Raw genomic sequence first — 23,802 nt, forward strand, 5'->3', positions numbered from 1 at the left:
TTAGATGTAAATAATTATTTAAATAGATGAATGTATAAAGTTGAAAAGCACAATTCGGCTTTAGTAGGATTGGAAAGTTACATTAAATATAGTGGCTATTTGCGGCTATCTATTTTGATTTTATGACTATTCAAATATGAATTAGGTGTAAAGGTGGTTGGTGACGCATAATATTGACGTAATATATTAATAAATAGCTATTAGGTATGGATAGTAGGATTATTTTGTAAATAAATTCTTTGATAAATCATAGTTATAAATCGCCTGAAAAAATATATTTGTTTACTGTTTAATAATAATATACCGAATAATATATTTTTTATACCGATAAAGTTCATTGGGTATACTTTTATGCGTCATACAGTGATCATAGTTAAAAATACATGTAAATTTCTTCGCGAATTAAAACTATATATTGTTTATTTGCGACAGTAATTGGTAACTTGATCATCTGTGAATTACTAAATACTCAACTATCAACACTTTTCTTTTTATGATGAACAGAAGCCTCTCTATGTCCATTGCCGTCTGAGCAATATGACTTGGTACAATTCAGTGTGCCATTTACCTGATTGCATTCCCATTTATTCTATTCGCATTATTTTTTCACTTTTACTTCAACTGTTTTATGGAAAAACTATCCGACTATTTAGTTAGGGGAGCCATGCTACTGCTTTATGCTAGCTGTGCTTTTTGTTTACTTTTCGCCAGTCCGCCAAAGGCCTACGCGCAATCTGGTAGTGCAGCCTGTAATACCGTTACGGCATTAACCAATCCGACATTTGCCAGCTTGTCGGTAACCTCCAGTCAGGTTGCTATTGTTGGTGGCGATGCGTTTTCTAACAAGGCTAATCTGATTGATGACGATGCTACTTTTTCTACGGCGTCGACGTTTAGTTTTCTTATTGGAGGGTCGGCCTGGCTGGAAGTTAAAGATCTGAATGCTACCGGCGGAAACGTATATCCAGGAGGGTCATTTGCTGGATTTGTGGTCGATGATAATTCGCTGTTGGCCGCCGTTGGTACCGTAACAATTTCAACATACCTGGGGTCCAGCAATACGGCTGTTGAAACTAAAACTACAGGCTCTTTATTAGCGACAGGTATACTAAGTGGTAAATCGAAAGTTGGTTTTTATACAACCAGCAGTTTTGACAGAATCAGAATCACCTATTCTGGTTTAGTGGCTGGCTCATTGAGCGTATATGCTCCACTTGTTGAGCGGTTCTGTGCCGGGCCTGCATTAACCTGTAACACCCCAACAACACCGACTGCGCCTACGTACCCGGTTTTTGTTGATCCCATTAACACAGGATTTAGCGGTGTCAATGTAGCGACTATATCAAATCAGGATAATGCCATTAGTGCCAGCACAAGCGACTTTGCATCAGTTAATTTATTGCTGAGTACTGGTTCGGCATCGTTTGCCATTAAAGATCAGATCACTGATTATCCGACCGGAACCTTTGCCGGCATGGATATTTCCAGTACGAATTTGCTAACTGCAGGTGTTCTGAATGGATTAACCATTTCGACATACTTGAATGGTACGGCTACCGGGCAAAGCGTTACAGGTGCAAGTCTGGTTTCGGTTGGTAGTTCTCTTTTGAGCGGAACGGGCCGACAAGTGGTTGGTTTCATTGCAACGGCTCCATTCGATGAAATCAAGCTCACCTTAAGTGGTGTTAACGCGGTGGGGACCACTAACATCTACGGCGCTGTTTTTGAAAGCTTCTGTGCTGGCGTCGATCTGACCTGTAATACATTGACGCCAGTAACCAATCCCGATCAGCCAGTTTATGTGGACGGAGCAAATACCGGTATTGGTGCGTTGGCGTGCGTAGCCTGTAGCATCAATAACTCACAGAATGTGGTCGATAGCGATGCCACGAATTACGCAACGATCGATTTAACAACGGGAGTGGCGGTTAGTCCAACGTTTGCTGTGGCTAATGCGGTCGATACCTATCCGGCTACCACCTTTGCCGGGTTTGATATTCAGACCAATACCCTGCTGTCGGCAAATGTTCTGAGCACGGCAACGATTACACTTTATAACAACGGCAGCGCCGTACAAACCAGCACTGATAATGGGCTGATAATAGGAGCTACCAGCTCTCTGTTAGGGTCGGGCTTCACCCGCCAGATTGTTGGCATTGTAGCAACCGTTCCGTTCGATGAAGTGAAAATTACATTCAATCAGTTGGTAGGGGCCGATCTGGGGACGATACGGATCTATAATGCCATCATCCAGAAAAACTGTGCAACCACCCTTGCCTGTAACACAACCTACTCGCTCAATACGCCAACGTTCCCTGTTGTTATTAACCCGAAAAATACGGGCGTGACGGGTATCGTTGGTGCATCGACAACTGTGCAGGATGCCTGGAACGTGGTGTCGGCCAGCACTACTGATTTTGCCCGCATTACCAACACCGCCGGTGTGGCTGCCGATGCAACCATTTCGGTTCTGGATGCTGTCAATACCTTCCCGATTGGAACCTTCGCCGGATTTACGGTTAAAAACGTGTCTGGATTGGTAGCGGCTGATCTGTTCTCGCGACTGACAGTAACGACGTATCTTGATGGGACGTTACAGGAGTCGAGAAATGCCGGAAACCTGTTGAATTTGTCTGTTGCTTTGTTTGGATCGACATCCGATTTCTTCAATGTTGGTTTTGTTACGACAAAGCAGTTTGATGAAATTAAACTGAGTGTTTCTCCGCTGGTTGGTTTAGATGTTCTGGGCGGTAGCCTCGACGTTTATGGAGCCTTTATCGATACGAAAACCTCGACGGGGGGGGGGCTGGTTTGTTCCATTACGGCTAACCCTGACTTCAACGTGACGAATAAGGGCATTCCGGTTTCGGGCAATGTGAGCACCAACGACACACCCGTGTCGGGCACAACCTATGGCCAACCATCTGGCCCGGCCAGCAGCCCAAATGGGTCAACGCCCAGCCTGACACTTACCTCTACTGGCAGCTACACCTTCACAAGCGCGACTCCCGGTGTGTACGTATATAATGTACCGATATGTCCGCCCACGTCGAGCACGAATTGCCAGACCGAACCGCTCACCATTACGGTTCTCGATCCAACGGTAACGACCAATAACCCTGTGGCAAACCCAGATATTGCTATCGTAAATGGATCGGATACTACACCGAGCTCTGCTACCATTAAAGTAACGGCTAACGACGGACCGGGTAATAAAGGGGGCACATTAGGTACGCCGACTATTGTAACGCAGCCTTCGCACGGAACGGCAACGGTAGATGGCAGCGGCAACGTGATCTATACGCCTACCCCAGGTTATTATGGAGCAGACACGCTAACCTATCAGGTTTGTGAAACGCCAAGTGGTTTGTGTGCTACGGCAGATGTGACCATTACGGTGAAAGATCCGGCTGGTGCCAATACAACAACAGTTGTCGACGATTATGTAAGCACAACCAAAGGCTTGCTGGTGACGGGTAATGTGAAAACCAACGATAGTGATGCCGAAGGAAATAACCAGACGGTTACGGCTCAGAACGTTACCGTTCCGGGGTCGGGTACATTGGTGCTGAACTCGGATGGTAGTTTTACCTTCACACCAGACCCAACCTTCACGGGCCCCGTCGACTTTACCTATACAACTTGCGACGATGGTTCTCCCCAGGCTTGCGGTAATGGAACACTGCACATTCTGGTGAATCCTTCGGGGCCAGATCTGACGCCAATCATCAATTTGCCTTCGAATAACTTTACGACGTCTGGAGCAAACACAGTGAAAAATTTCACAGTAGGTATTTATGAACTGGTAGGCCAGCAGACTTCAAGTGGAAATATAGTATTCACGATAACGGTTCCATTTGGGTATACATTAGCTTTTGACAACACTAGCACGTCTATAAATGTGTCAGGTGGATCTACAACTAATGTAGATAATAATAAATGGACGGTCACATCGAATAATGGCTTGCAGTTGACTTTGACCATAAATGCCGGGCAATTTATTGCTGCAAATGGCTTTATGAATCTAGGTTTTACTATTACTCGTACGGTAGCTAACTCTAATAGTACGGCAAATATTACCGTTAATGTAGCCAATGATGCCTCCGAAACGTATGATAGCAACCCGGTAAATAATATTTACGCCAGAAATATTAATGCGTTATAAACTTTTTAATGGTACCAAGTATTTTTACCAATAGTAAAGTGTACTTGGTACCATTATTGAGTTACCAATTATTTAAATCCTCTATTAACAAAAATTTTAAACTAAACAGTTGTAATCATGACCAGAAAACTTTTACTAGTTTTTCTAATGGGTGTGGGTATTCTTTCTGCCAGTTATGCGCAGGACCCCTCAGTGGGTGGAATCGCTTCGGTCCCTGGCTCCGTTTCTGTTGGCGAAGCAGGAACTGTTCAAGCTAATTTTGGTAACGGCAGTTCTGCTCCGATTTCTCAAACCAATAATGCAACCTGGACGATCAATCTTCCTCCTAACATTGGAGTAACGGGCTTTAGCTTTAACCCATCTGCTCCATCCAACCTAACTACAACCATTGGTACATACGACCCATCAACGGGGACTATCGTTACGGTGGTTAGTAGCTTAGGCGATGTGGCAGGTAATGCCAATTACCTGTTTACATTGAATATTGTTGGATTAACTGTAACGGCAGGTGCTCCTATCAGTATTAATGCTGCTACAACTCCACCTGTGGGAACGAATGTGTCAGGTAACGATAATGCTAATGGTACAATAATTGTTACTGCCGGTGCAATGCCTGTATCTCTCATCTCCTTCACGGCAAAAGCTCTGGAAGATCGTACGGTGCAGCTCGATTGGGTAACCTCGCTGGAAACCAATAACAAAGGCTTTCTGGTGGAGCGTAGTAAAGACCTGAAAACTTTTGAGAAGGCTGGTGAAATTGGCGAAGTGGCAGCCAATAGTAATGCCAAGAAATATTACACCCTGATTGATCAGAATCCATTTGCCGGTACGAGCTATTACCGGCTTACCCAGATTGACCTGAGTGGAAAAAGGACGACTTTCCCCGCTGTATCGGTAGTAGTTCGGGAAGGGGACTATGGCGTATTCCCGAATCCGGTTATAAAAGGTCAGCAATTTATTCTGAGTCTCGATGAGCCCGAAACGGCCGTTGTGAAAATGTTCTCATCAGATGGCCGTTCGTTACCTGTGCAAAAAGCAGGTGTTCAGTCGGGTAGCCTGCTGTTGCGTACCACGGCTAATTTATCGGCGGGTCTCTATATCGTAACGGTTGAGGAGCGCGGACTAAGCCGCCAGCATCGGATTGTTGTAGAATAGTTTCGGTGAGGGTTCGTCAGCCTTTGAGTAGGGTTGACAGAACGGGTTCTCAACGCTTACAATACACCCCGATCATTTGAAAACGCAGGAGTGCTAAGCCGCTCCGCAAAAAACTCAGTCAAGACCTTAAGATCTCATCGATAATGAATAAAAATACAAAACAACCCCAGATTGGCTCTGTTAAAAAGGCCTATAAAACGCCTAAAGTAAACGTATTGGGCAATGTTAAGAAACTGACCTTAAAAGTAGGGTCGAACACCGACGGTTTTGGCGGTACATTCGGTTAATAACTGCCGATTAATTAATAAGAAAATAGCTTGCTTCGTCTGTAATTTGACGAAGCAAGCTATTTTCGTTAATTTCCAATCCGTTTATTGAATCGTAGTACATGAATATTACATCCAGCAGTCGAATTAAACGAGTAAGTGGGCAATCGTCTTCCGTGTTAGGTCAGGAAACAATTGTGCTGAATTATGAAGTCGGGAATTATTACGAACTAAATGAAATCGGTGGGTTTATCTGGTCGCTTTTAGAAGATAATACGCCGATAACAGTGCAGGAAATAAAAGAAAAAATACTTGATGAATTTGATGTAGAAGAGAGTGTTTGTCAGGCCGAACTAATGACGTTTCTGGAATCGCTATTGCATGAGAAACTTATCGAAGCAACCGTCTAAACTGGGCAGGTTCTGGCACCTGAACCGGAAGCGGAAATGGCTTCTGGTTTATGCTTTCGGGGTGCTTTCTGTCTATAAATTGCTGTTGTTTATTTTGCCATTCAGGTATTTCGTAAAGACCGATTCCGGGTTTAAAAATAAAGTACACGACTCAGCCGATACCTATCTGCACGAATGTATCTGGGCCATTCGGGTAGTGAGTAGCCATATTCCCCTCGGGTTTACCTGTCTGGTTCAGGCCCTGAGTGCAAAATGGTTACTACGCCGTGGATACGATGTGCAGCTACGCATTGGGGTTCAGAAAAACGCCAGTCGGGGGTTTGCGGCCCATGCCTGGATCACATATAACGATAAAACAATCCTTGGCGAACAGACAGGCCAGGTCTTTGAGCCAATTCTGGAATGGAAATAAGTGTACAATATTATAGGGCCTATGGCCTGAACATTGCTTCAGAAGTGCCACTCCCGCATCTTGCCGAAACTCAGTCAGGAAAGCCTGATTTATTCATTAGCCGCGGAAACATCCCCCCAAGTCCACCCTTAGAACCAACCAAAGTGTATCGAGCCGGGCTCAATGCCCGATTTGCTCAGGATGCTGAGGGGAAGTGCTGGCTGGTTTGGCCTCCCTTGCTGTCGTTTCTGATGGTAAACGAAAATCAACTGGTTCTGGAGGCAGACGAAGTCGATGCCGACACATTATCGCTCTTTACGCTTAGCGAAGCACTTGGCCTGATTCTGTTTCAAAAAGGGTATTTTCTGTTGCATGGTAGCGCCATTCAGATCAACCAGAAAGGGGTTCTATTTCTGGGGCAGCCGGGTGCTGGTAAATCAACGACGGTAGCCGCTTTTTCGCAGAAAGGTGTGAAAGTTGTATGTGACGATTTGGTGTGTATACGTATAAATAGCAGTGGAAGGCCATCGCTGATTCCGGCATTTCCGCAAATAAAAATCTGGGAAAGTGCGGTTGAAGGGTTAGGTATCGAAAAAAAAGATCTGGCATCGGTGCGCGAGGGCGTTAATAAGTTTGCCTGGACAGAGGCCGATTCGTTTGACGAACATGAAGTGCCGCTGGAGCAGATTTTTGTGCTGGAACCCCCACTCGAAAGCGGCAATCCGATGCATCCGGTGGCAAAAAGTCAGGTGCCGATTGAACTGCTCAATCATTTTCCGTTGCCTGATGGGCTACTGAATGGAACGGCCCTAAAAGACTATTTTGAAAAGAGCATTGAAGTTGCCAATGCTATTTCGGTGGTCAGAATGAATCGCCCGGCCAATTTTCAGACGCTCTATGACTTTGTCGAATACCTGAAAACGACTCTATAAAACATGGCCGATCGATCTGCCGAAATTCGCTTTCTGTTGATGGCCTGTGCGCTGGAGTTGTCGGCTTCCCGAAAAAAACAGCTAGGCGATTTTCTGGCTCAGTATCCGCTGGATTGGAAACGGGTGTATGGGCTGGCCAAACGGCATCGGCTGATTCCGTATCTATGTCGAACCCTACCTGCTCTTACTCAGGTAAACGAATCGTTTCTGCAGACGATCCAGAACGATAATAAGCTGATGGCCATCGATGGTTTGGTGAAACAGCAACAGTATCGGCTGCTCGATGCGCTGCTGAACAAGCACGGCATTGGGCACATGGCCTTTAAGGGTGTCTATCTGGCCGAGCACGGCTATCCTGACCCGAGTCTACGGATTAGTGGCGATATTGATGTGCTGGTCGATCAGTCATTGGCGTTCCGGGCAATTGAAATCCTACAAGCCGAAAAATATAGCCTTAGCCCTAAACACCAGCTTTATTTTCAGGATGGAGAACAGAAACTTCTCGACGATCTGTATGAAGTTAGTCTGTTCAAACAGGTTTTCAATAACCCGATCGATATTGATTTGCACTGGAAAATTCTGTGCTTCAATAAAGATTATGCCGGATTTGATCTGAGCTACATTCAATCGCAACCGACGCATTCACACGAATTGCAGGTGGTTTTACTGGTCTCGCACCATGGCGTAACCAACATTTGGCAGCAGATTTATTATATCAACGATCTCTATTTTCTGCTAAACGGCAAACCTACCGATTGGTTGTGGCTACTGGCCGAAATGCGTCGGTATGGCCTTGAACGGGTTTTTCTGGTGGGGTTATACTGGTGTCAGGAGCTATGGTCGTTGGCTATGCCCGAAACAATCCGAAACCTACTGGCTGATGATGCAATACGCTCGTTGGCCAATGGGTATGAAGCCAACTGGGAATCGGACGAGCCGATTGAGTTTAGTCCGCTGGTATTGAGTCAGTTAACGTTTTTTGCCAAAACGCAGCAGCAGACCCGAAAAAAGCTGAAAATTTACGCTACGTTCGCTACAAGTCGGGTATTTAGGGCCAGCACGTTCAAGATAGGGAAACAACTGGTCTATATTCCGAGGGAGTTTGGCCCAATCACGGTCTTTATTCGGGCAATTCGCTCGTTTTCCCGCTTTTTCGTTCCTGCAAAATAGTAAGAAGAGTTGCTTTCAAATTGTCGACAGAGGCACCGAGTTTTTACGGTTTGCCGCGAAGTGCACCCAGCCATAAGGCTAAATAAATCGACCGGCTGAGTAGCCAGTTATAACGGGTTTTTCGGGTAACATCGATACGGCCATCGAAAACAAAATCTTTGATCTGTGAAAACCGTTGCCGGTCAATTACCTCCCAGATCGGGTGACTCGTGGCACTGAATTGTTCGTGCGTGGCTTCATAGAGTTGTCTGGCCGATAAGTTTCCATACTCAACAAAATTGGCTTTGGTTAATCGGGTAGAAATCGAATGCGGAAGAATTGTTTGCAGGCCATTTCGGATTAGTCCACGCCCGCGCCCATTGTCGAACTCGACTGCCAGTGGCGTCGCTAAACCCAGTGCCATGACATTTTTATCGAAGAACGGAAACGAATATTGATGCCCATAGTAAGCACCAATATGGTTTAACTGCTCATTACAGATCACGTTCGTTAGATTCAGAATCGGTTTAACCGGAACCTGATGTTCGCTGCTCAGAGAATCGGTAAGTTTTTGAGTCGATTGCTGCGACTTTGTTGCTGTCTGTTGCCTGAATTCAGCGTTTAGAACAGTGTCAAGTAAAGCTTTATGCGCCCATTTGTCCCGGATTCGCTGGCTGAGGTAACCCATGATGGATGCCCACGAAAGACCGAGCGTCTGTTTCTGTTGGCGAAATGTGCCCATAAACTGGGTGGCTCGCTGCTCTTTCAACTGCTTTTTGAGAGTTGGCCCAATCAGATACAGAATGTGTTTTTCGTATTTTGCCTGATCGGACAATTGGTTCCAGTTGGGGGTAACATACCGCAGATTTCGGTCGGCATAAGCGGTAAATTGCTGGCTGGCCATTCGGAGACGTTCCCAATCGGCCAATTCGATCAGTTCATCGAAATAGTCGAAACCAGGTGTAATTACGCTGTCGCCGTCATGACCCGTAAGAATGAGGTCGCAGTTGACCTGCCGGGCTGCCCGCGAAACACTTAAATGGAAACTAGACGGGATAATGAAATGATCGGGCCGGTCGAAAATGCGATTGATTTCGAGAATGGAATCCAACACATGCTGAAGCGGCCGAACGGCCTGATGCGACGTATGGTATTGATCGACAACCGCTTGTACGTAAGTGCTCTCGTCGGTTGAAGCTAATCCTGTATCGATATTGAACGTATGAAGCGCCGGGCGATGCTGTTGCGTTAACAGGTGTTGTGCTATTGAGCTTACCGACGACGAATCGAGTCCACCACTCAGGTGAGCGCCAATGGTTTTGCGGCTTCTCATACGCTGGTCAATGGCTTCGGTAAAATGCGTTCTGAACAGATTCGCATAGTCGGCCGCCCGATCTAACCCCTTAAAGGGAGAAAGATTCAGATTCCAGTATGGACTGGTATGAAGGGTTTGATGGGTTACTTCGAGCGAATGACCCGGTAAGACGCTATAGATGCCCTCATAGAAGGTAGCCTCGCCATATGGCACATAGGTTGTTGCCCAGGTCAGGTACTCTCTGAATTTGGTGTAATTTGGCGTTATGGCAACATCGGTCAGATCGAGCAGCGCTTTGATTTCAGAAGCAAAAGCAAAAAAACGACCGGGCTGAAACACATAATACAATGGTTTAACCCCCAACGGATCACGCACGCAGGTGATTGTTTGCCGACGTTCGTTCCAGACAGCAACCGCAAAATCGGCGTTAAGTTCATTGAATGAATCCTGATGATTGTTCCGGTAGGTAGTGATGAATGGGTTTTTGATCGCAGATCGGCCAAAAATGTCGGCATCGGCAACTGCGTAGAGTTTCGTATCAGATTCGGTTTCGAGGAGGCCACCAAAGCTGACCAGCAGCCCGTTTTCAATGGCCTGAATAACGCTTGTGCCCCGGTGTTTCAGCCGCGAAAGCAGCGCTTCTACATCGTTTCTGGCGACCGCCTGTTGGTCGAACCGAACTATTCCCGCAATTCCACTCATCGTTGTGTATTCCCGAAATCCTTACTAAATGGCTATCTTTTGTATCTTCGCTTTTGCTTATTTGTGCTAAGTTCCTCCTGCCAAAAACGATTGCTATATCATCCTGAAAATGCTTAAAAAAAGCGGCCTGAAAACCATTTCATTACTTATTTTACTGAGTATCTGTGGTGCCTGCCAGCAGGATTCTGCCAATCCGGAACCTGCCGACTCTACCTATTTCCCACTCCAGACTGGCGACTACTGGATTTATCAGGTAACTCAGGAAAACTATTCTCCTACAAACCCCACAATAACCCAAACGTTTCAGATACAGGATAAAATCAGTAGTTCGTATACCAAAGATGGTCAACTGTTTTTCCTGATGGAAGAATCGACCCGAACGTCAGAACAGGCAGCCTGGCAGGTTAGCTCTATCCGTAGCGTCTACCGCAGTTTGACCGAAGCCGTTAGTGTCGATAACAATGTGCCCGTTGTGCGGCTGGTGTTCCCGATTGCATTGACCGATTCGTGGAATACCAATTTATATAATGCTAATCCCGATACACTACTGCATTATCAGGACAATGGCCGTCCGTTTTCGGTTGGCTCGCTGACCTTTGATCGTACGGTTTCGGTTGTGGGTGCCAACGATTCAACCCTGATCAACCTGGCGAAAAACCGGTGGGTTTATGCACAGAATGTCGGTCTGATTTTTCGCGAAAATGCGTCGCTCGCCTATTGCCAGTCAACTCCCGATTGCATTGGCAAAGCCATGATCGAGTCAGGAACCACGCAAAAGTGGGAACTGATTGCCTCGAACCGATTGCCTTAGGGTTGCCAGACAATTTTGCCCGTATAGGTTTCAATGCGCCCATCTGGCCAGGTCAGATGAATCGAATATGGGTAAAGGCCTGGGGCTGTTCCCTGCCATAAGAACGAATTGTTGCCGGTTGCAACCGGCAATATATGCTCAAAAAGCTGAGCACCGGATGCGGTGTAAATCGTTAGTTTCGATTCGGTTGGTAATTCTTCCCGGTTTAGTATGATCTCAAATTTTGTGTAGGTCGTTGCGGGATTCGGATACGTATTGACAACAACCGGCTCATCGCTGCCCAGCGTTTTCAGCGTGATCGTATAAGGTGGAATCGTGCGATTGCCCGAGCCATCTTTCCCAATAACTAACAATTGATAGGTGCTGCCGGCCTGAAACGATAACGTAGCGGTGGCCTGTAATTGATTAGTAGCCAGGGGCGTAAAGGTTATATTTTCTGATGGAACCCGTTGTTGAGCACAGCTATCGCATGTTTTTATGTAAACTTCTACGGCATCCTGATCAGTAGCCGAAAGCGGATTTTCGTCGAGCAGGTAAACATCGATGCGAGGTGTGGTATTGACTACAGCCTTATTTTCTTTAATTGAGCCATTGATGAATACGTTAAGCGTAGGGCTAACATTGTCGGGGAGCGCATCTAAAGGGTAACTGGTTCCCATTTCGGCGGTAGTCCAGTCGATGGCCAGTGTGGCTTTGTTATTGCTTTTGTCTAATTCAGTCAGTTGATTAGTTGGGTCGATGGCAATGTCGATCTGTTTCAGGTTAGGATCTTTGGCGATTGTATAAACCAGTGTGTCTTGGTAATGAAAGGCCGTAAAATGGAGCGTAGTGCTGGTTCCTCCAGTAGTAAAGGTTCGCGTTTCGGATACCGCAACCGACTGCCCTGCCACAAATTTCCCCAGATTCCGAAGTGGAATAACAACCTCAATGGAATCGCTGTTTTTGATGGCGCTGCCCGTCACCGACGACTGAATGTAAATGCCTTTATCCTCAATGGCATAATCGGGGTTTGGCAGGGGATATACACGCAGAGCCGGATCGCCCTGTAACACCATTTCCAGCATAACAGAGGTTAAATAGGAATCATTGTTAACAACCTTGTCGAGGCTCTGATTGATCTGTTGTTGCACTTTCCCGAATGGCATTCCCAGGGTGCTGGCGTCGGTATAGAGGTGCGCATATAGTTCGTTGAGGTAGCGGGTGGTGGGTTGCTCGAAACTTAGGTAGGAGTGCGCCAGCACCAGGGTAGCTCCTTTGTTTGGCGCCAGAATCCAGTCGGTCGACAGGGTATTGAAGTTAGAAAAAATCTCGCCCACCCCGCAGCCGTTGAACACCATAAGTGGGTATTTTGTGTTCCGATACCCATTTTCGACCGGCGAAGCAAAGCCAAAATTCATATCGGTGACGGCGGGGCCAGCATGCCCGAAAAAGGTAATGACGCCAACTCCCTCGTTCACTTCGGGGGTGATATTGAGCGGTTCAACTTCTTCGTATGCATTGTTTTTGCTGTAAGCGCTGATCTCTCCGCCCACCAACCCATTGCTGAAGACCGTTCCCAGATTAGCCAGCGCCGTACGTAGGCTTTGCGCTTCGTCTTTCGATTTGCCACCACTGATATGAATGATCCGTTTGCGCCAGAGCCCATTGGGAGTTGAGTTTTCAAACTGCTTTGCCTTTTCGAGATAGGTGAGAACCTGCTCGTTGGTCGTCACGTTAAGCCGCCCGGTCGGAATGGCAGGTGTATTGATCGAGTACCCATTCAAACCAGCCGTAAGCAGAATATCAGAGCCGGGATAGCCAATGGTTGGAACAAGGTCATTGCTGGTTGTTTTGACCAGATAGGGGTAACTACAGGCTCGCCCTACCAGCAGCAGATGCTGCACCGACGAATTGGCCAGCATGAAATCGGCAAAACGCCGAAGGGCCAGTGGGCTGCGTTCGCCGTAGTTGAACTGGTCATACAGTGAATCGGCGTCGGCAATAAAGGTTTGATAGCCACCTCCCTGCGCCGATGTCCGATAGGCTGCATACGTAATTGCTGATTGTTTCAGCGACGCGTGCGTAATGAGTAGATACGTAGTGTTTTTGGGATACGAAGCCGGGAACCGTATGCTTTGAATTGCCAGGGGTTTAGCTACCTGATCGGTTATGAGAATGTTTCGATTTCGTCCGAGGTCACTAACCACTACCTGTTTCTGATTGCCACTGAGTTGGGTGGTCAGATACCGGCAGTTGGCTTTGTCGGTAATGTCGTAGGCGAAAGCGGTTGTGGGGGCATTCGTTACGGCCAGCAAAGCTGTTTGACGAGTTCCGGCAGGCAGGTGGAAGAGCTTGCTCGTCTGGCCGGTCATGTCGGTTGCCTGCGGGTACGACAGCTTTACATAGGTAACAGAAAAATTATTGGTTGGGTAAAAGCTAACGGGTTTAGCCGGAACAAAATGCAGGGTAAGCTGCTCATTCTGAATGTCTGTTGTCGGCAGTGTACTCTGAAATGTCTGGCTGTTAAAGCCCGAGAACGATAAATTGGCTAACGGGGTAGTCGTGTTATTATCCTGCTGAATCTGGATCTGATGAGGGTTGTTGTCGCGGCCGTTCACCATGCCTTCCAGCGTAATGGGAATATTTGTCGATACCCTGCCCGTAAACACAAACCTTACAATCCCTATCGAATCGGCCGTCAGATTATGTCCCGACCAGCCTTCGCCCGGTTCAAAATAGCTTTCCTGAATATAGGGCTCCAGCCCTTTCAGGTTGTTGAACGTATAGTCGCTCGTAAATGCCTGAACACGTTCTTCGATGTGGTAGGGTTCGGCCGTTAGGTTCTGCGCCGACAAGTTGAGTTCGGCCACTCGCCTGCCAGACTGGGTAGGGCTGCTCGTCAGGAAATAGGCTGCCACATCCGAAAATAGGGTTTGATAGGGATGCAGGCGTTTCTGTGGCCGATAAAGAAGAGAATCCTGGCTACCATCGTTGCCTTCGGCATAAAACTCAACGTAGTCCTGCGAGTCGAAACGACCATCCTGCTGGCCAACGAGTCGAATGGCCACTTCCTGACCTCTGAAGAATAACTGCCAGTTTGTGGGGTTTGTCTGTAATAGAGTCGCATCTGCCTGCTGAATATCCTGATAAGTAACCCGGTAGACGCCAGCCTGATTGATGGACAGTTTAATATAATGCTGGTTGGGCCTGATCCATTCGTTTCCGAATCGATTTTGGGCATATATAGCGAGAGGATGAACGAGGAAGCACGCTAACAGTACCCAGTTTTTCATACAGTTGATTAATTAATCCAGGAGTAATAACAGTTGGCCGTTCGGAGTCCCGAAAGCCTCAATTCTGCCCCCCAACACAATCGAAACAGTTTTTTCAAAGATAAGGAGAACGGTGGATTTATTAGTTACTATACTGTGACCAGTAGCGCTTATTGAGTGAAATAGTAAGAGCTACGCATTATTCTGTATCGATAAATAAGCTGTATGTATATCAAAGTATGTAGTAGGAATAAAAAAAGAAAAGCACGGTGGGCAAGATGCTCAGCGTGCTTTCTTTGTTTGTTATGAAGGGTAATAGTGGTAAACCTATTGGTTCTCAAAACCGGTTAGGTTGGTTGGTAAGGGATTACGCTTGTTTGGTAACCTGAATGTTCATGACCAAACGAACATCGTCACTAACGACCACACCACCGGCTTCGGTAACGCCATCCCAGGAGAGGCCAAACTCTTTCCGTTTAATGATGCCCGTAACTTCGAAACCAGCTTTGGTTTGTCCGTAAAAGTCCTGCATCTGTCCGCCATATTCGGCTTTCAGTTTTACGGATTTCGTAATGCCGTGTAAGGTCAGGTCGCCAATAAGGTCGTAGGTATCATCGCCAGTTTTTGTAAACTGCGTAGAAACAAAGGTCAGTTTTGGGAATTGTTCGGCATCAAAGAAATCGGCTGATTTCAGGTGACCGTCGCGTTGTTCGTTTCCGGTGCTGATGCTGTTGATATCGGCCGAGAACGTGATTGTTGCATCCTCAAAGTCATCGCCAGCCATTTCGAGTTGGCCTTCATACTGACTGAACAGGCCGGTCACGGTCGATACCATCAGGTGTTTTACTTTGAACTGTACTTCTGAGTGCATCGGATCAATAACCCAGGTTGTGGCGGTGGTTGCTTGAGCTTCCATGATATTTATACGAGTTGTGTTGTTGGTTATAATATTTGTACGTGCATTTAATGTATATACATTTAATTTTCAAAAAATGTTTCATCAGATTTAATTTTTTTTGTCGGGCTTCGGGTAGGGGTGTTGAGAGTTGAACCGAATGGCCGGTGTTGCGGTTCAATACTGACTAAAAAGCGAGCGTCTGGTAGGTGGATTTGAGGATTTTTTCGGCACCTTTGCCGACCAATTTTTGTTCTGTATACGTATCAAATCACTAAAAAATGCCCAACTGGTTTCTCGGAAAAATCCGCTATCAGCAACCCATTGACGACGCGAACGTAGGTTCGCGAAACGAAGAATTTATAAAGCAGAAAACGGTTACGGAGGCTTATCTGGTGGATGCCGTTAGCTATACGGACGCCGAAACCCGGCTATATCAGGAGATTGCGGCCAACACGCCCGACTTCGAAATTACGAACATATCCCGAATGAAACTCGCTGATGTGTTCCATCATGAAGATGGTGGCGAAACCTGGTATAAGGTTAAGGCCATGTTTATAACTGAAGACGAACGGACCGGAAAACAGAAGAAATCGCCCAGTGTGATGCTCGTGAATGGCGAGAATCCTAAACAGGCTTACGAACGAGTGGAGTTGAGCCTGAAAACCGCCCTCGACCCGTTCGAAATTACCGACGTGAATACCACAAAGATTCTGGAAATTTTTCCTTATAACGAAGAAGACAAACGGAATTTACGACCATTGAGTGAAATTATCGAAGCGGCCGAATAAAAATCAAAAAGGCGGGTCTCTACCCGCCTTTTTGATTTACCGCCCTACGAGTTTAGTCTGATTAAACTCCTGACGTTTATTGCCTTTTGAATCGGTTATTTCTACTGCTTTCACCTGAGGATCGACGAGCAATGTTCGGGCCGACTGCGACAGGAACGAATTGCCGTAGCTGAACTCAACTTTCTGTTTTTTGCCATCGGCGAAGGTCAGCAATGCCGATGTATCGGTGGGGCGCAACCGAACGAACGGTGTGGGTTTTGTATTGCGAAATACGCACAAACGGCCTCGATTTTGGGTCGCAATCAGCAGTTCATGTCCATCGGCAGAAGCCATTTGGGCGAGCCCTTTGGCATTACCCGGTACATAAAATCCGCTGGTGGCAATGGACTGGGCCGTGAACCCGCCTTTGCCATCACCTTTAAGCCATAAGCCATTCAGGGCATCGTAGCGACCCATTGAGACTTCACCGCTGAAATCATTACCAACCATCATGACATCTAAATTGCCGTCCTGATCAACATCGGTGGTTACCATGCCAAAAATTGGGGCCATCTGGGCGGGTGTGGGTAGGGCGTGCATCGCAAATGTGCCATCACCCTTATTTTCAATGTAAGCCGATTGAAGATAAGTAGCTTCCAGCACCAGCGCTTTGGCCCGTTCTTCGGGAGTAAGCAATTTATCGATACTAGCTTGCGTAAAGTCTTTATAAAGCGGGAATCGTTTCCGCATCACAATCATCTGCTTAATTAAATCGTCGCGGCCGTGGAACGTAAATTCCCGGCTTTTGCCAGTTTCGTCGGGCAGGTAAATGGTTGGGATTGCATCGAAGAAACCATTGTTATCGAAGTCGTTGGCATACATACGAACGGGTTCGGTATCGCTGGCCCGCATTTTTGCGTTTTGGCCCAAATTGCCAGCCAGATAATCCATATCGCCATCGCGGTCAAAATCGCCCGCTACCAAAGAGTTCCACCAGCCTTTTTGATTCTGGAGTTTTGTATCGGCCGGCTGAAGTTTACCCTGCTGGTTCTTTAGAATGGTTAGTGGCATAAACTCACCAGCAAGCATCAGGTCGGGCCAGCCATCGTTGTCATAGTCGGTCCAGAGTGCATCGCATACTAATCCCAGATTTTGTAGGGCAGGTGCCACCGTTTTAGTGACATCTGTAAATTTAGCCTGACCCGGTTTGGAATCGTTTCGGAAGATGAAACTCGATACTGGAGCCGGATAGTGATCGGGTTCTACACGCCCCCCCACAAATAGGTCGAGATCGCCGTCGCGATCAAAATCAATGGCTTTTACACAGGATTTGCTAACCGTACAAACTGGTAATGCTGCCAGATCACGTGTGAAAACACCTTTGCCGTTATTCAGGTACAATCTGTCCTGAAACGTTTGACTGTTGGGATTGCCTTCAATACTGCCACTCGCTACATACAGATCCATATCGCCATCGCCATCGGCATCAAACAAAAGTGTGCCCATATCTTCTTCGGGTTTGTCTTTTGCATTGGCTGTGCCGCCAACAATTGGAGTGGAGATAGCGGGTTCGGGTAATAGATCTTTTTCAACGAAGGCACCCGATGGCGTCTGGAGCAAAAAATGTCCCTTGTTCATTCGTGAACCGCCAACAAACATATCATCGAGCCCATCGCCGTTAACATCGCCAATCGAGACCGCCGGGGCAAATTGCGAGAGTTTGTGAGGGAGTAGTTTCTGAACGTTAAAGTCGATGTATTCGGGTTCGGTATGAGTGTACGTAATCTTAAGCGAATCGGTTATTTCGTTGAACAGACCTCGGGGTTGCGGAGTTGATGGCACGGGTTCACGGGCATTGCGCACATCAACGGTTAAGACCTGATTGGTTTTAATATTGCGCAGAGTCTGCTGTTTCTGTGGACTACCATTCAGACCGGGCCAGATGATTCGTATCTCATCAACTGTCGCTACATCACCTAATCCGAAATGGGCAACGGGTTCCATTGTAGACAGATAGCCCCGGTAAGGGCTGTGTTCATAGAGCTGTTGTTTTGGACCAGAGGGCTTATTTTTGTTGTAGTATAGCTCAACGATAGCGCCAAGACCCATGCGGTTCTGGGCTTCACCTACGAACTTAATCCGCAGGTAATTGGCCTTTTCTGCTTTGCTTTCAACAAGGTTGTTTCGGTAAACAAAGGCCGAATCGTTGATATTATTGACTACGTAATCCACATCGCCATCGTTGTCCAGATCGCCATAGGCTGCGCCATTAGAGAACGACGGGCTTTGGAGGCCCCATTTTTCGGTGGCATTTTCGAACGTTAGATCCCCTTTATTTCGGAAAGCATAGTTGCTGATTTTTATGACTGGAATCTGCGCCAGCATAAACGATTTGGTAGCGACACGTTCGCTTTGCTCCCGGAACGACCCGAAATCGCGGTCTGTTACATCTTTTGGAAAACCATTTGTTACCAAAAGATCCCGGTAGCCATCATGGTCGAAGTCGAGCAATGTAGGCGCCCAACTCCAGTCGGTTTCAGCAATATCGCTAAAGAGGCTAATTTCACTAAAAACCGGATGCCAGCCGGTTGCGGTGGGTGCCAGCCCCTGATTTAACTGGAGCGTATTTCGGGTAAACTGGTAGGTATGTTTAAATTGTTCGTTGTTAAGATAGGTCTGATAATTATTGGCACCCATCAGCATTTTTTTGCGGTAATTATCGCGTGGGAGCATATCGACAGCCACAATATCCGTTAAACCATCGTTATTGATGTCGGCAACATCGTTGCCCATGGCGGCTCCGCTGGTGTGTTTCAGATAGAGAGGGGCCTGGTCCGTAAAACCCGTATGGCGATTGCTGCCATCGTGGTTGTTGATATAGAGGAGGTCGTCGCTCAGATAATCATTTGTTACATATACATCTTTCCAGCCATCGCGATTGATATCCGTAATATTAAGCCCAAGCCCATATCCTTCGCTTTGAATGCCTTCCTGTTTGGATACATTGGTGAAAACCGGGTGACCCAATGCCGGATTGGGGTCGTTGCGATATAGGCGGTCGGTGGTGGGAGAGGTGCCATCCAGAATACGGTCACGATAGGCATTTGGGTTATTCTCGATCGTATTTGTTAACACATATAAATCCAGATCGCCGTCGTTGTCATAGTCGAAAAAAGCGGCATTGGTCGTATGCCCATCATCGGCAATGCCATATTCTTTGGCCATCTCGCGAAAGACCGGCGACTCACCTGGCTTTGCTCCCTGATTCACAAACAGCAGATTTTCTCGTTTGGTAGCTATTTTACTGACAGTAGCGCCGACGTATATATCGAGCCAGCCATCATTATTGATATCGACCAGGGCAACACCCGAACACCATTTTCCATTGCCACTAACCCCCGCTTTCGCCGTAATATCGTCGAACTTAAAATCGCCCTTGTTTATATAGAGCCGATTAGCAACCTGGTTGCCCGTGAAGAAAATATCGGCCAGACCGTCGTTATTAAAGTCACCGATAGCCGTTCCACCACCGTTATAAACGTATTCAAAATCGATGATATTCATCGTATCGTTTTCCGTAATCCGGTTGGAAAACGTGATGCCGGTATCACTGGCTGGAAGGAGCGAAAAAAGAGGTTTATCGCAGGAAGTCAGAAAAAACGTGATACCAATTAGGATAAAAAGAGAGAAATTTCTCACGTGAGGTAAAGCGAGTTACGTATAAGATGCATTTCAGGTAAACAAAAATACGACTACAGGAAGATAAATCATAAATTATCAGAGGATTAAAACCATTTAATCTGAAGCCAATAGTCTGTTGGCATTGATTGGTGCAAAATCTCAACGGCAAATGACTATTGGTTATTAATCCTGACTAACCGTTTAATAAAGTACGGTTTATAAAATCCTGTTCTAAGCTTACATAATTACCAGTTCGTGAGAGCGGGACTTGTAATTATTAGTAACCGTTTTTACCTTTGACTCCGATATGAAACGCACTCTGTTCCAATTGTTCAACGTCTTGATGGCCTGCGTCGTGCTGCTTAGCAGTACGGGGTTTGGGCTCGTTGAACACACGTGTCAGATGCGTGGCAAGAAAAAAACGATGGTTGTTGCTTTTAGTGGCACCAGAACCGAAGCTGGCTGTTCCAGACATGCTGTTTCGGAACCATCCATGCAAACGGTTGTCAAAAAGACCGAATGCTGCCAGGAAGATCAACGCTACGAAAACATTGATGTTAACTCATCACTTAGTCAGTTAGTTGCCAAGTTTGTTAAAATCGTCACTGAGTCGGTTTTAGCAGGTGTAACAGCAATGCTGGCCTGGATTGTCGAGTGGATTTTCGACAGAAGTGCTTCGGTTGCGGCTACCCTTTCTTCCGATCCCCCATCCCCATCCGGGCGTGACATTCTGACGCTCGTTCGCTGCCTTTTAATTTGAATCGCTGATTAAATCTAAGCCAATTCTGCCAGTGTCATATTGCTGCTGGCACCTGTCTGGTTTATAGTTTAATCAACGAACTCATGAAATCGTTTTATATATGGATTTCCCTGCTGGCTATATCGCCCGTATGGGGGCAATCCGTCAGTAATCAATCTGCCGTAGAATCTACTACTTCGGTTGCGGCTGAGTCGATGGTTCAGGGAACTGTTGGCGAAGTTGTTAATGGCAACCGCATACCACTTATTGGCGCTAGTGTAGTGTGGGCAGGAACAACAAAAGGTACCCTAACCGATTCGCTGGGGCATTTTGCACTTGCCAAACAACCCGCAGCCAAATGGCTCATTATCAGCTATGTTGGATACCAGCCTGATACGCTGACTTTTACCGGTGTGAATACTGTATTGACCGTAACTCTTACTCCCGAAAAAACATTGAAGGAGGTTACGGTGTCGGGCGGGCCGGGGCAAATAGATCGGATTAATCCGATACAAACCGAACTGATCACCCAACGAACGCTGGCCAAAGCAGCTTGCTGCAATCTGTCGGAGAGCTTCGAGACCAATGCGTCTGTCAGTGTGTCGTATAGTGATGCCGTTACGGGGGCCAGGCAAATTCAGTTTCTGGGGTTGGGTGGCCAGTATGTGCAAACGAACGTTGAAAACATCCCAACAATTCGGGGACTGGCCACTACGTTTGGTCTGAGTTTCATTCCTGGTACCTGGATCACCAGTATCGATGTGGGCAAAGGGGCTGGTTCAGTGGTCAATGGCTACGAGTCGATGAGTGGCCAGATGAATATTGAATTGCAGAAACCCGACGATAAACAGACCATTTTTCTGAATGGCTATGTAAACAGTTTTGGCCGATTTGAAGGAAATGCCAATTGGTCGAAAACGCTAAGCAAAAAATGGAGTATGGGCGTATTGGGACATGCCAGTACACTACAACGTGAAATCGATCAGAATAACGATGGATTTCGGGATTTGCCGCTCTATACGCAGCTTAATGCCATTAATCGCTATAAATACAGTAGTGATCGATTTATGGCTCAGTTTGGCGTTAAGGCACTTTATGAAGACCGTAATGGCGGACAATTGTCGCGCTTTGGCGAATCGCGCTATAGTTTTCTGAATACGACAAAACGACTGGAGTTTTTCTCGAAAACGGCTAAACTGTATCCCGATAAGCCCTATAAAGGCCTCGGACTCATCTTAAACGGCGTACATCATGAGCAGTCGGCTCGTTTCGGATTTGCTCCCTACGATGGTCGCCAGCAGACATTGTATGCCAATCTGATTTACCAGACGATCATCGACAATACCAATCATAGCTTTAAAACCGGGATAAGTTATCTGCTCGATGATTACAACGAAACCTATAAAACGATTCATACGGCACGAACCGAATCGGTGCCGGGGGTCTTTGCCGAATATACGTATGTTTATCCTGATAAGCTGACTCTGGTAGCCGGTGGACGCGTAGATTTTCACAATCTCTATGGCACACAATTCACTCCCCGACTTCATCTGAAGTATAATCTGAGCGATAACGTTGCCCTGCGGGCGTCGGCAGGTCGGGGGTTTCGGGTACCTAACCCGTTTGCCGAAAATTTTGGCTATCTGGTTAGTTCCCGAACGGTTTATCTGAAAGAAGCGCTGCGCCCTGAAGTGTCGTGGAACTACGGTGTGAGTCTCACCAACGATTTTCAGGTTTTTGGTAAGAAAGCCTCGTTTAGTATGGATTACCACCGTACTAATTTCCAGAACCAGTTGGTCGTAGACATCGAACATCCGCGTGAATTGTATTTCTACAACCTACAGGGACCTTCGTTTGCCAACAGTTTTCAGGTCGAAGTCAATGTTCAGCCCGTGAAGCGATTCGACATTAAGGCCGCTTATCGACTCTTCGACGTTCGGCAAAGCATGGGTGGTCCTTTCGGAGAAGAGCGATTATTGCCGAAAATGATGGTTAGCCGCGATCGGGTGCTGTTGAATGCAGGCTATGCATTGCCTTACGATAAGTGGAAGTTCGACGCAACGCTCCAATGGAACGGCCCTCGACGGATTCCGTATCTGGCCGAAGGCTATGTGCATACATCGTATCAGAATATGCCAACCGATTATGCGCCAGGTTTCTATAACCTCAATGCTCAGCTTAGTCGTGCGTTTCGGAGTGGCTGGGAAATTTACCTGGGTGGCGAAAACCTCACGGGCTTTCGCCAGCAAAACCCAATCATCGCGCCCAATGATCCCTTCGGTCCCAGTTTCGATGCTGGAGCACACGTTTGGGGACCAATTACCGGCCAGATGGTCTATCTGGGCTTTCGATTTAAACCGCAACCATAACTGGCTGAACCGGAATTTTCGGGATTTAAACGATTTTCCTGATTTCTTCCCTGGATAGATCTAATCTGGGAAATCATTTAAATCCTGCAAATCCCGGTTCAGATTAATAGCTATGAAACTCACAATTCGAAACATGGTGTGCGACCGTTGTAAACGTGTCGTGCGCGAAGAACTTGAGAAAATGGGGCTGACGGTTGGCCAGGTCGAACTGGGGGAAGCCGAAGTAGCTGGTTTGCCACAAGCCATAACGCTTCAGCAGATTCGGCAAATGCTACAGGCCAACGGCTTCGATCTGATCGATGATCGCAAACAGTCGCTGGTCGAACACATGAAAGTGCTGTTGATCAACGAAATACAGCATCTAAAAGGCGAAAGGCTCGCTACCGAAAATTATTCGGCCTTTCTGGAGCGCAAACTCGGCTACGAATATTCGTACCTGAGTGGACTGTTTTCGGCCACTGAAGGGCTAACGCTGGAGAAATACATCATCGCCCTGAAAATTGAGAAAGTAAAAGAGTGGCTGCGCTATGATGAGCTGACACTCAGTGAAATTGCCTGGCGGTTGGGGTACAGTAGCGTGCAGCACTTGTCGAATCAGTTTCGGCACGTGACGGGACAGACGCCCGGACAGTTTCGGAAAGCTACTCATGTTGAACGACGAAGCCTGGATGCGGTGCTAAATGAGCGAAAAAATGAATCCGGGCCGCCGGGCGGAGCGAAAGAGTGAAACCGTACCCCAGTCCATAATTATGTAAAAACCCAATACCAACCGGTGAGTTATTTTGTAAGACCAATGGTGGT

The 23,802-nt window shown here is 46.8% G+C and carries 16 protein-coding genes; 12 read left to right on the forward strand and 4 right to left on the reverse strand.

The genetic code is table 11. The features are described from left to right. The first annotated feature begins 628 nt into the window (after window positions 1-628). The 7 genes from WBJ53_RS12620 (at window position 629) to WBJ53_RS12650 (ending at window position 8,489) form a co-directional block, all read left to right on the forward strand. Window positions 629-4,165, forward strand: a complete 3,537-nt coding sequence (locus WBJ53_RS12620) for an Ig-like domain-containing protein (RefSeq protein WP_338876482.1) — start codon at window positions 629-631, stop codon at window positions 4,163-4,165. 117 nt (window positions 4,166-4,282) lie between these two features. Beyond that, window positions 4,283-5,320 carry a T9SS type A sorting domain-containing protein gene (locus tag WBJ53_RS12625; protein ID WP_338876483.1) on the forward strand — a complete coding sequence of 346 codons (1,038 nt, stop codon included), beginning with the start codon at window positions 4,283-4,285 and terminating at the stop codon, window positions 5,318-5,320. Window positions 5,321-5,463: 143 nt separating this feature from the next. Further along, window positions 5,464-5,607 carry a hypothetical protein gene (locus WBJ53_RS12630; protein WP_338876484.1) on the forward strand — a complete coding sequence of 48 codons (144 nt, stop codon included), beginning with the start codon at window positions 5,464-5,466 and terminating at the stop codon, window positions 5,605-5,607. A gap of 101 nt (window positions 5,608-5,708) precedes the next feature. Next, on the forward strand, window positions 5,709-5,996 hold the full coding sequence (locus tag WBJ53_RS12635; RefSeq protein WP_338876485.1) for a PqqD family peptide modification chaperone: 288 nt from the start codon (window positions 5,709-5,711) through the stop codon (window positions 5,994-5,996). Next, the gene (locus WBJ53_RS12640; RefSeq protein ID WP_338876486.1) at window positions 5,968-6,408 is read left to right on the forward strand and encodes a lasso peptide biosynthesis B2 protein; all 441 of its coding nucleotides are present in this window, start codon (window positions 5,968-5,970) and stop codon (window positions 6,406-6,408) included. The genes WBJ53_RS12635 and WBJ53_RS12640 overlap by 29 nt, the downstream gene beginning before the upstream one ends. Then, a complete protein-coding gene (locus WBJ53_RS12645; RefSeq protein WP_338876487.1) occupies window positions 6,399-7,319 on the forward strand; it encodes a serine kinase in 921 nt (306 codons plus the stop codon). Before WBJ53_RS12640 ends, WBJ53_RS12645 begins: the two co-directional genes overlap by 10 nt. A gap of 3 nt (window positions 7,320-7,322) precedes the next feature. Further along, the gene (locus WBJ53_RS12650; protein WP_338876488.1) at window positions 7,323-8,489 is read left to right on the forward strand and encodes a nucleotidyltransferase family protein; all 1,167 of its coding nucleotides are present in this window, start codon (window positions 7,323-7,325) and stop codon (window positions 8,487-8,489) included. Between the two features lie 43 nt (window positions 8,490-8,532). Here the strand turns inward: WBJ53_RS12650 and WBJ53_RS12655 are convergent, their stop codons facing one another. Beyond that, window positions 8,533-10,485 (reverse strand): asparagine synthase-related protein, encoded by a 1,953-nt coding sequence (locus WBJ53_RS12655; protein WP_338876489.1) that lies wholly within the window; start codon window positions 10,483-10,485, stop codon window positions 8,533-8,535. A 109-nt stretch (window positions 10,486-10,594) separates the two neighbouring features. Here WBJ53_RS12655 and WBJ53_RS12660 point away from each other — a divergent pair, with 109 nt between their 5' ends. Continuing rightward, window positions 10,595-11,296 (forward strand): hypothetical protein, encoded by a 702-nt coding sequence (locus WBJ53_RS12660; protein ID WP_338876490.1) that lies wholly within the window; start codon window positions 10,595-10,597, stop codon window positions 11,294-11,296. Here the strand turns inward: WBJ53_RS12660 and WBJ53_RS12665 are convergent. Together WBJ53_RS12665 and WBJ53_RS12670 are read right to left on the reverse strand one after the other, a co-directional pair. Further along, window positions 11,293-14,568 carry a C25 family cysteine peptidase gene (locus WBJ53_RS12665; RefSeq protein WP_338876491.1) on the reverse strand — a complete coding sequence of 1,092 codons (3,276 nt, stop codon included), beginning with the start codon at window positions 14,566-14,568 and terminating at the stop codon, window positions 11,293-11,295. The two genes, WBJ53_RS12660 and WBJ53_RS12665, sit on opposite strands and share 4 nt — an antisense overlap. Before the next feature lie 346 nt (window positions 14,569-14,914). Further along, the gene (locus tag WBJ53_RS12670) at window positions 14,915-15,463 is read right to left on the reverse strand and encodes a YceI family protein (protein ID WP_338876492.1); all 549 of its coding nucleotides are present in this window, start codon (window positions 15,461-15,463) and stop codon (window positions 14,915-14,917) included. 260 nt (window positions 15,464-15,723) lie between these two features. Between WBJ53_RS12670 and WBJ53_RS12675 the strand changes: the two genes are divergently transcribed. Then, a complete protein-coding gene (locus tag WBJ53_RS12675; protein ID WP_338876493.1) occupies window positions 15,724-16,233 on the forward strand; it encodes a DUF4494 domain-containing protein in 510 nt (169 codons plus the stop codon). A gap of 36 nt (window positions 16,234-16,269) precedes the next feature. On the opposite strand, the gene WBJ53_RS12680 is transcribed toward WBJ53_RS12675, so the two are convergent. Beyond that, a complete protein-coding gene (locus WBJ53_RS12680) occupies window positions 16,270-19,911 on the reverse strand; it encodes a VCBS repeat-containing protein (protein ID WP_338876494.1) in 3,642 nt (1,213 codons plus the stop codon). 289 nt (window positions 19,912-20,200) lie between these two features. Between WBJ53_RS12680 and WBJ53_RS12685 the strand changes: the two genes are divergently transcribed. The 3 genes from WBJ53_RS12685 (at window position 20,201) to WBJ53_RS12695 (ending at window position 23,728) form a co-directional block, all read left to right on the forward strand. Beyond that, a complete protein-coding gene (locus WBJ53_RS12685) occupies window positions 20,201-20,653 on the forward strand; it encodes a hypothetical protein (protein WP_338876495.1) in 453 nt (150 codons plus the stop codon). Between the two features lie 83 nt (window positions 20,654-20,736). Continuing rightward, window positions 20,737-23,001 carry a TonB-dependent receptor gene (locus WBJ53_RS12690; RefSeq protein WP_338876496.1) on the forward strand — a complete coding sequence of 755 codons (2,265 nt, stop codon included), beginning with the start codon at window positions 20,737-20,739 and terminating at the stop codon, window positions 22,999-23,001. Between the two features lie 112 nt (window positions 23,002-23,113). Continuing rightward, window positions 23,114-23,728, forward strand: a complete 615-nt coding sequence (locus WBJ53_RS12695; RefSeq protein ID WP_338876497.1) for an AraC family transcriptional regulator — start codon at window positions 23,114-23,116, stop codon at window positions 23,726-23,728. The last annotated feature ends 74 nt before the right edge of the window (window positions 23,729-23,802 follow it).

Source organism: Spirosoma sp. SC4-14, from assembly GCF_037201965.1.
GTDB lineage: Bacteria > Bacteroidota > Bacteroidia > Cytophagales > Spirosomataceae > Spirosoma.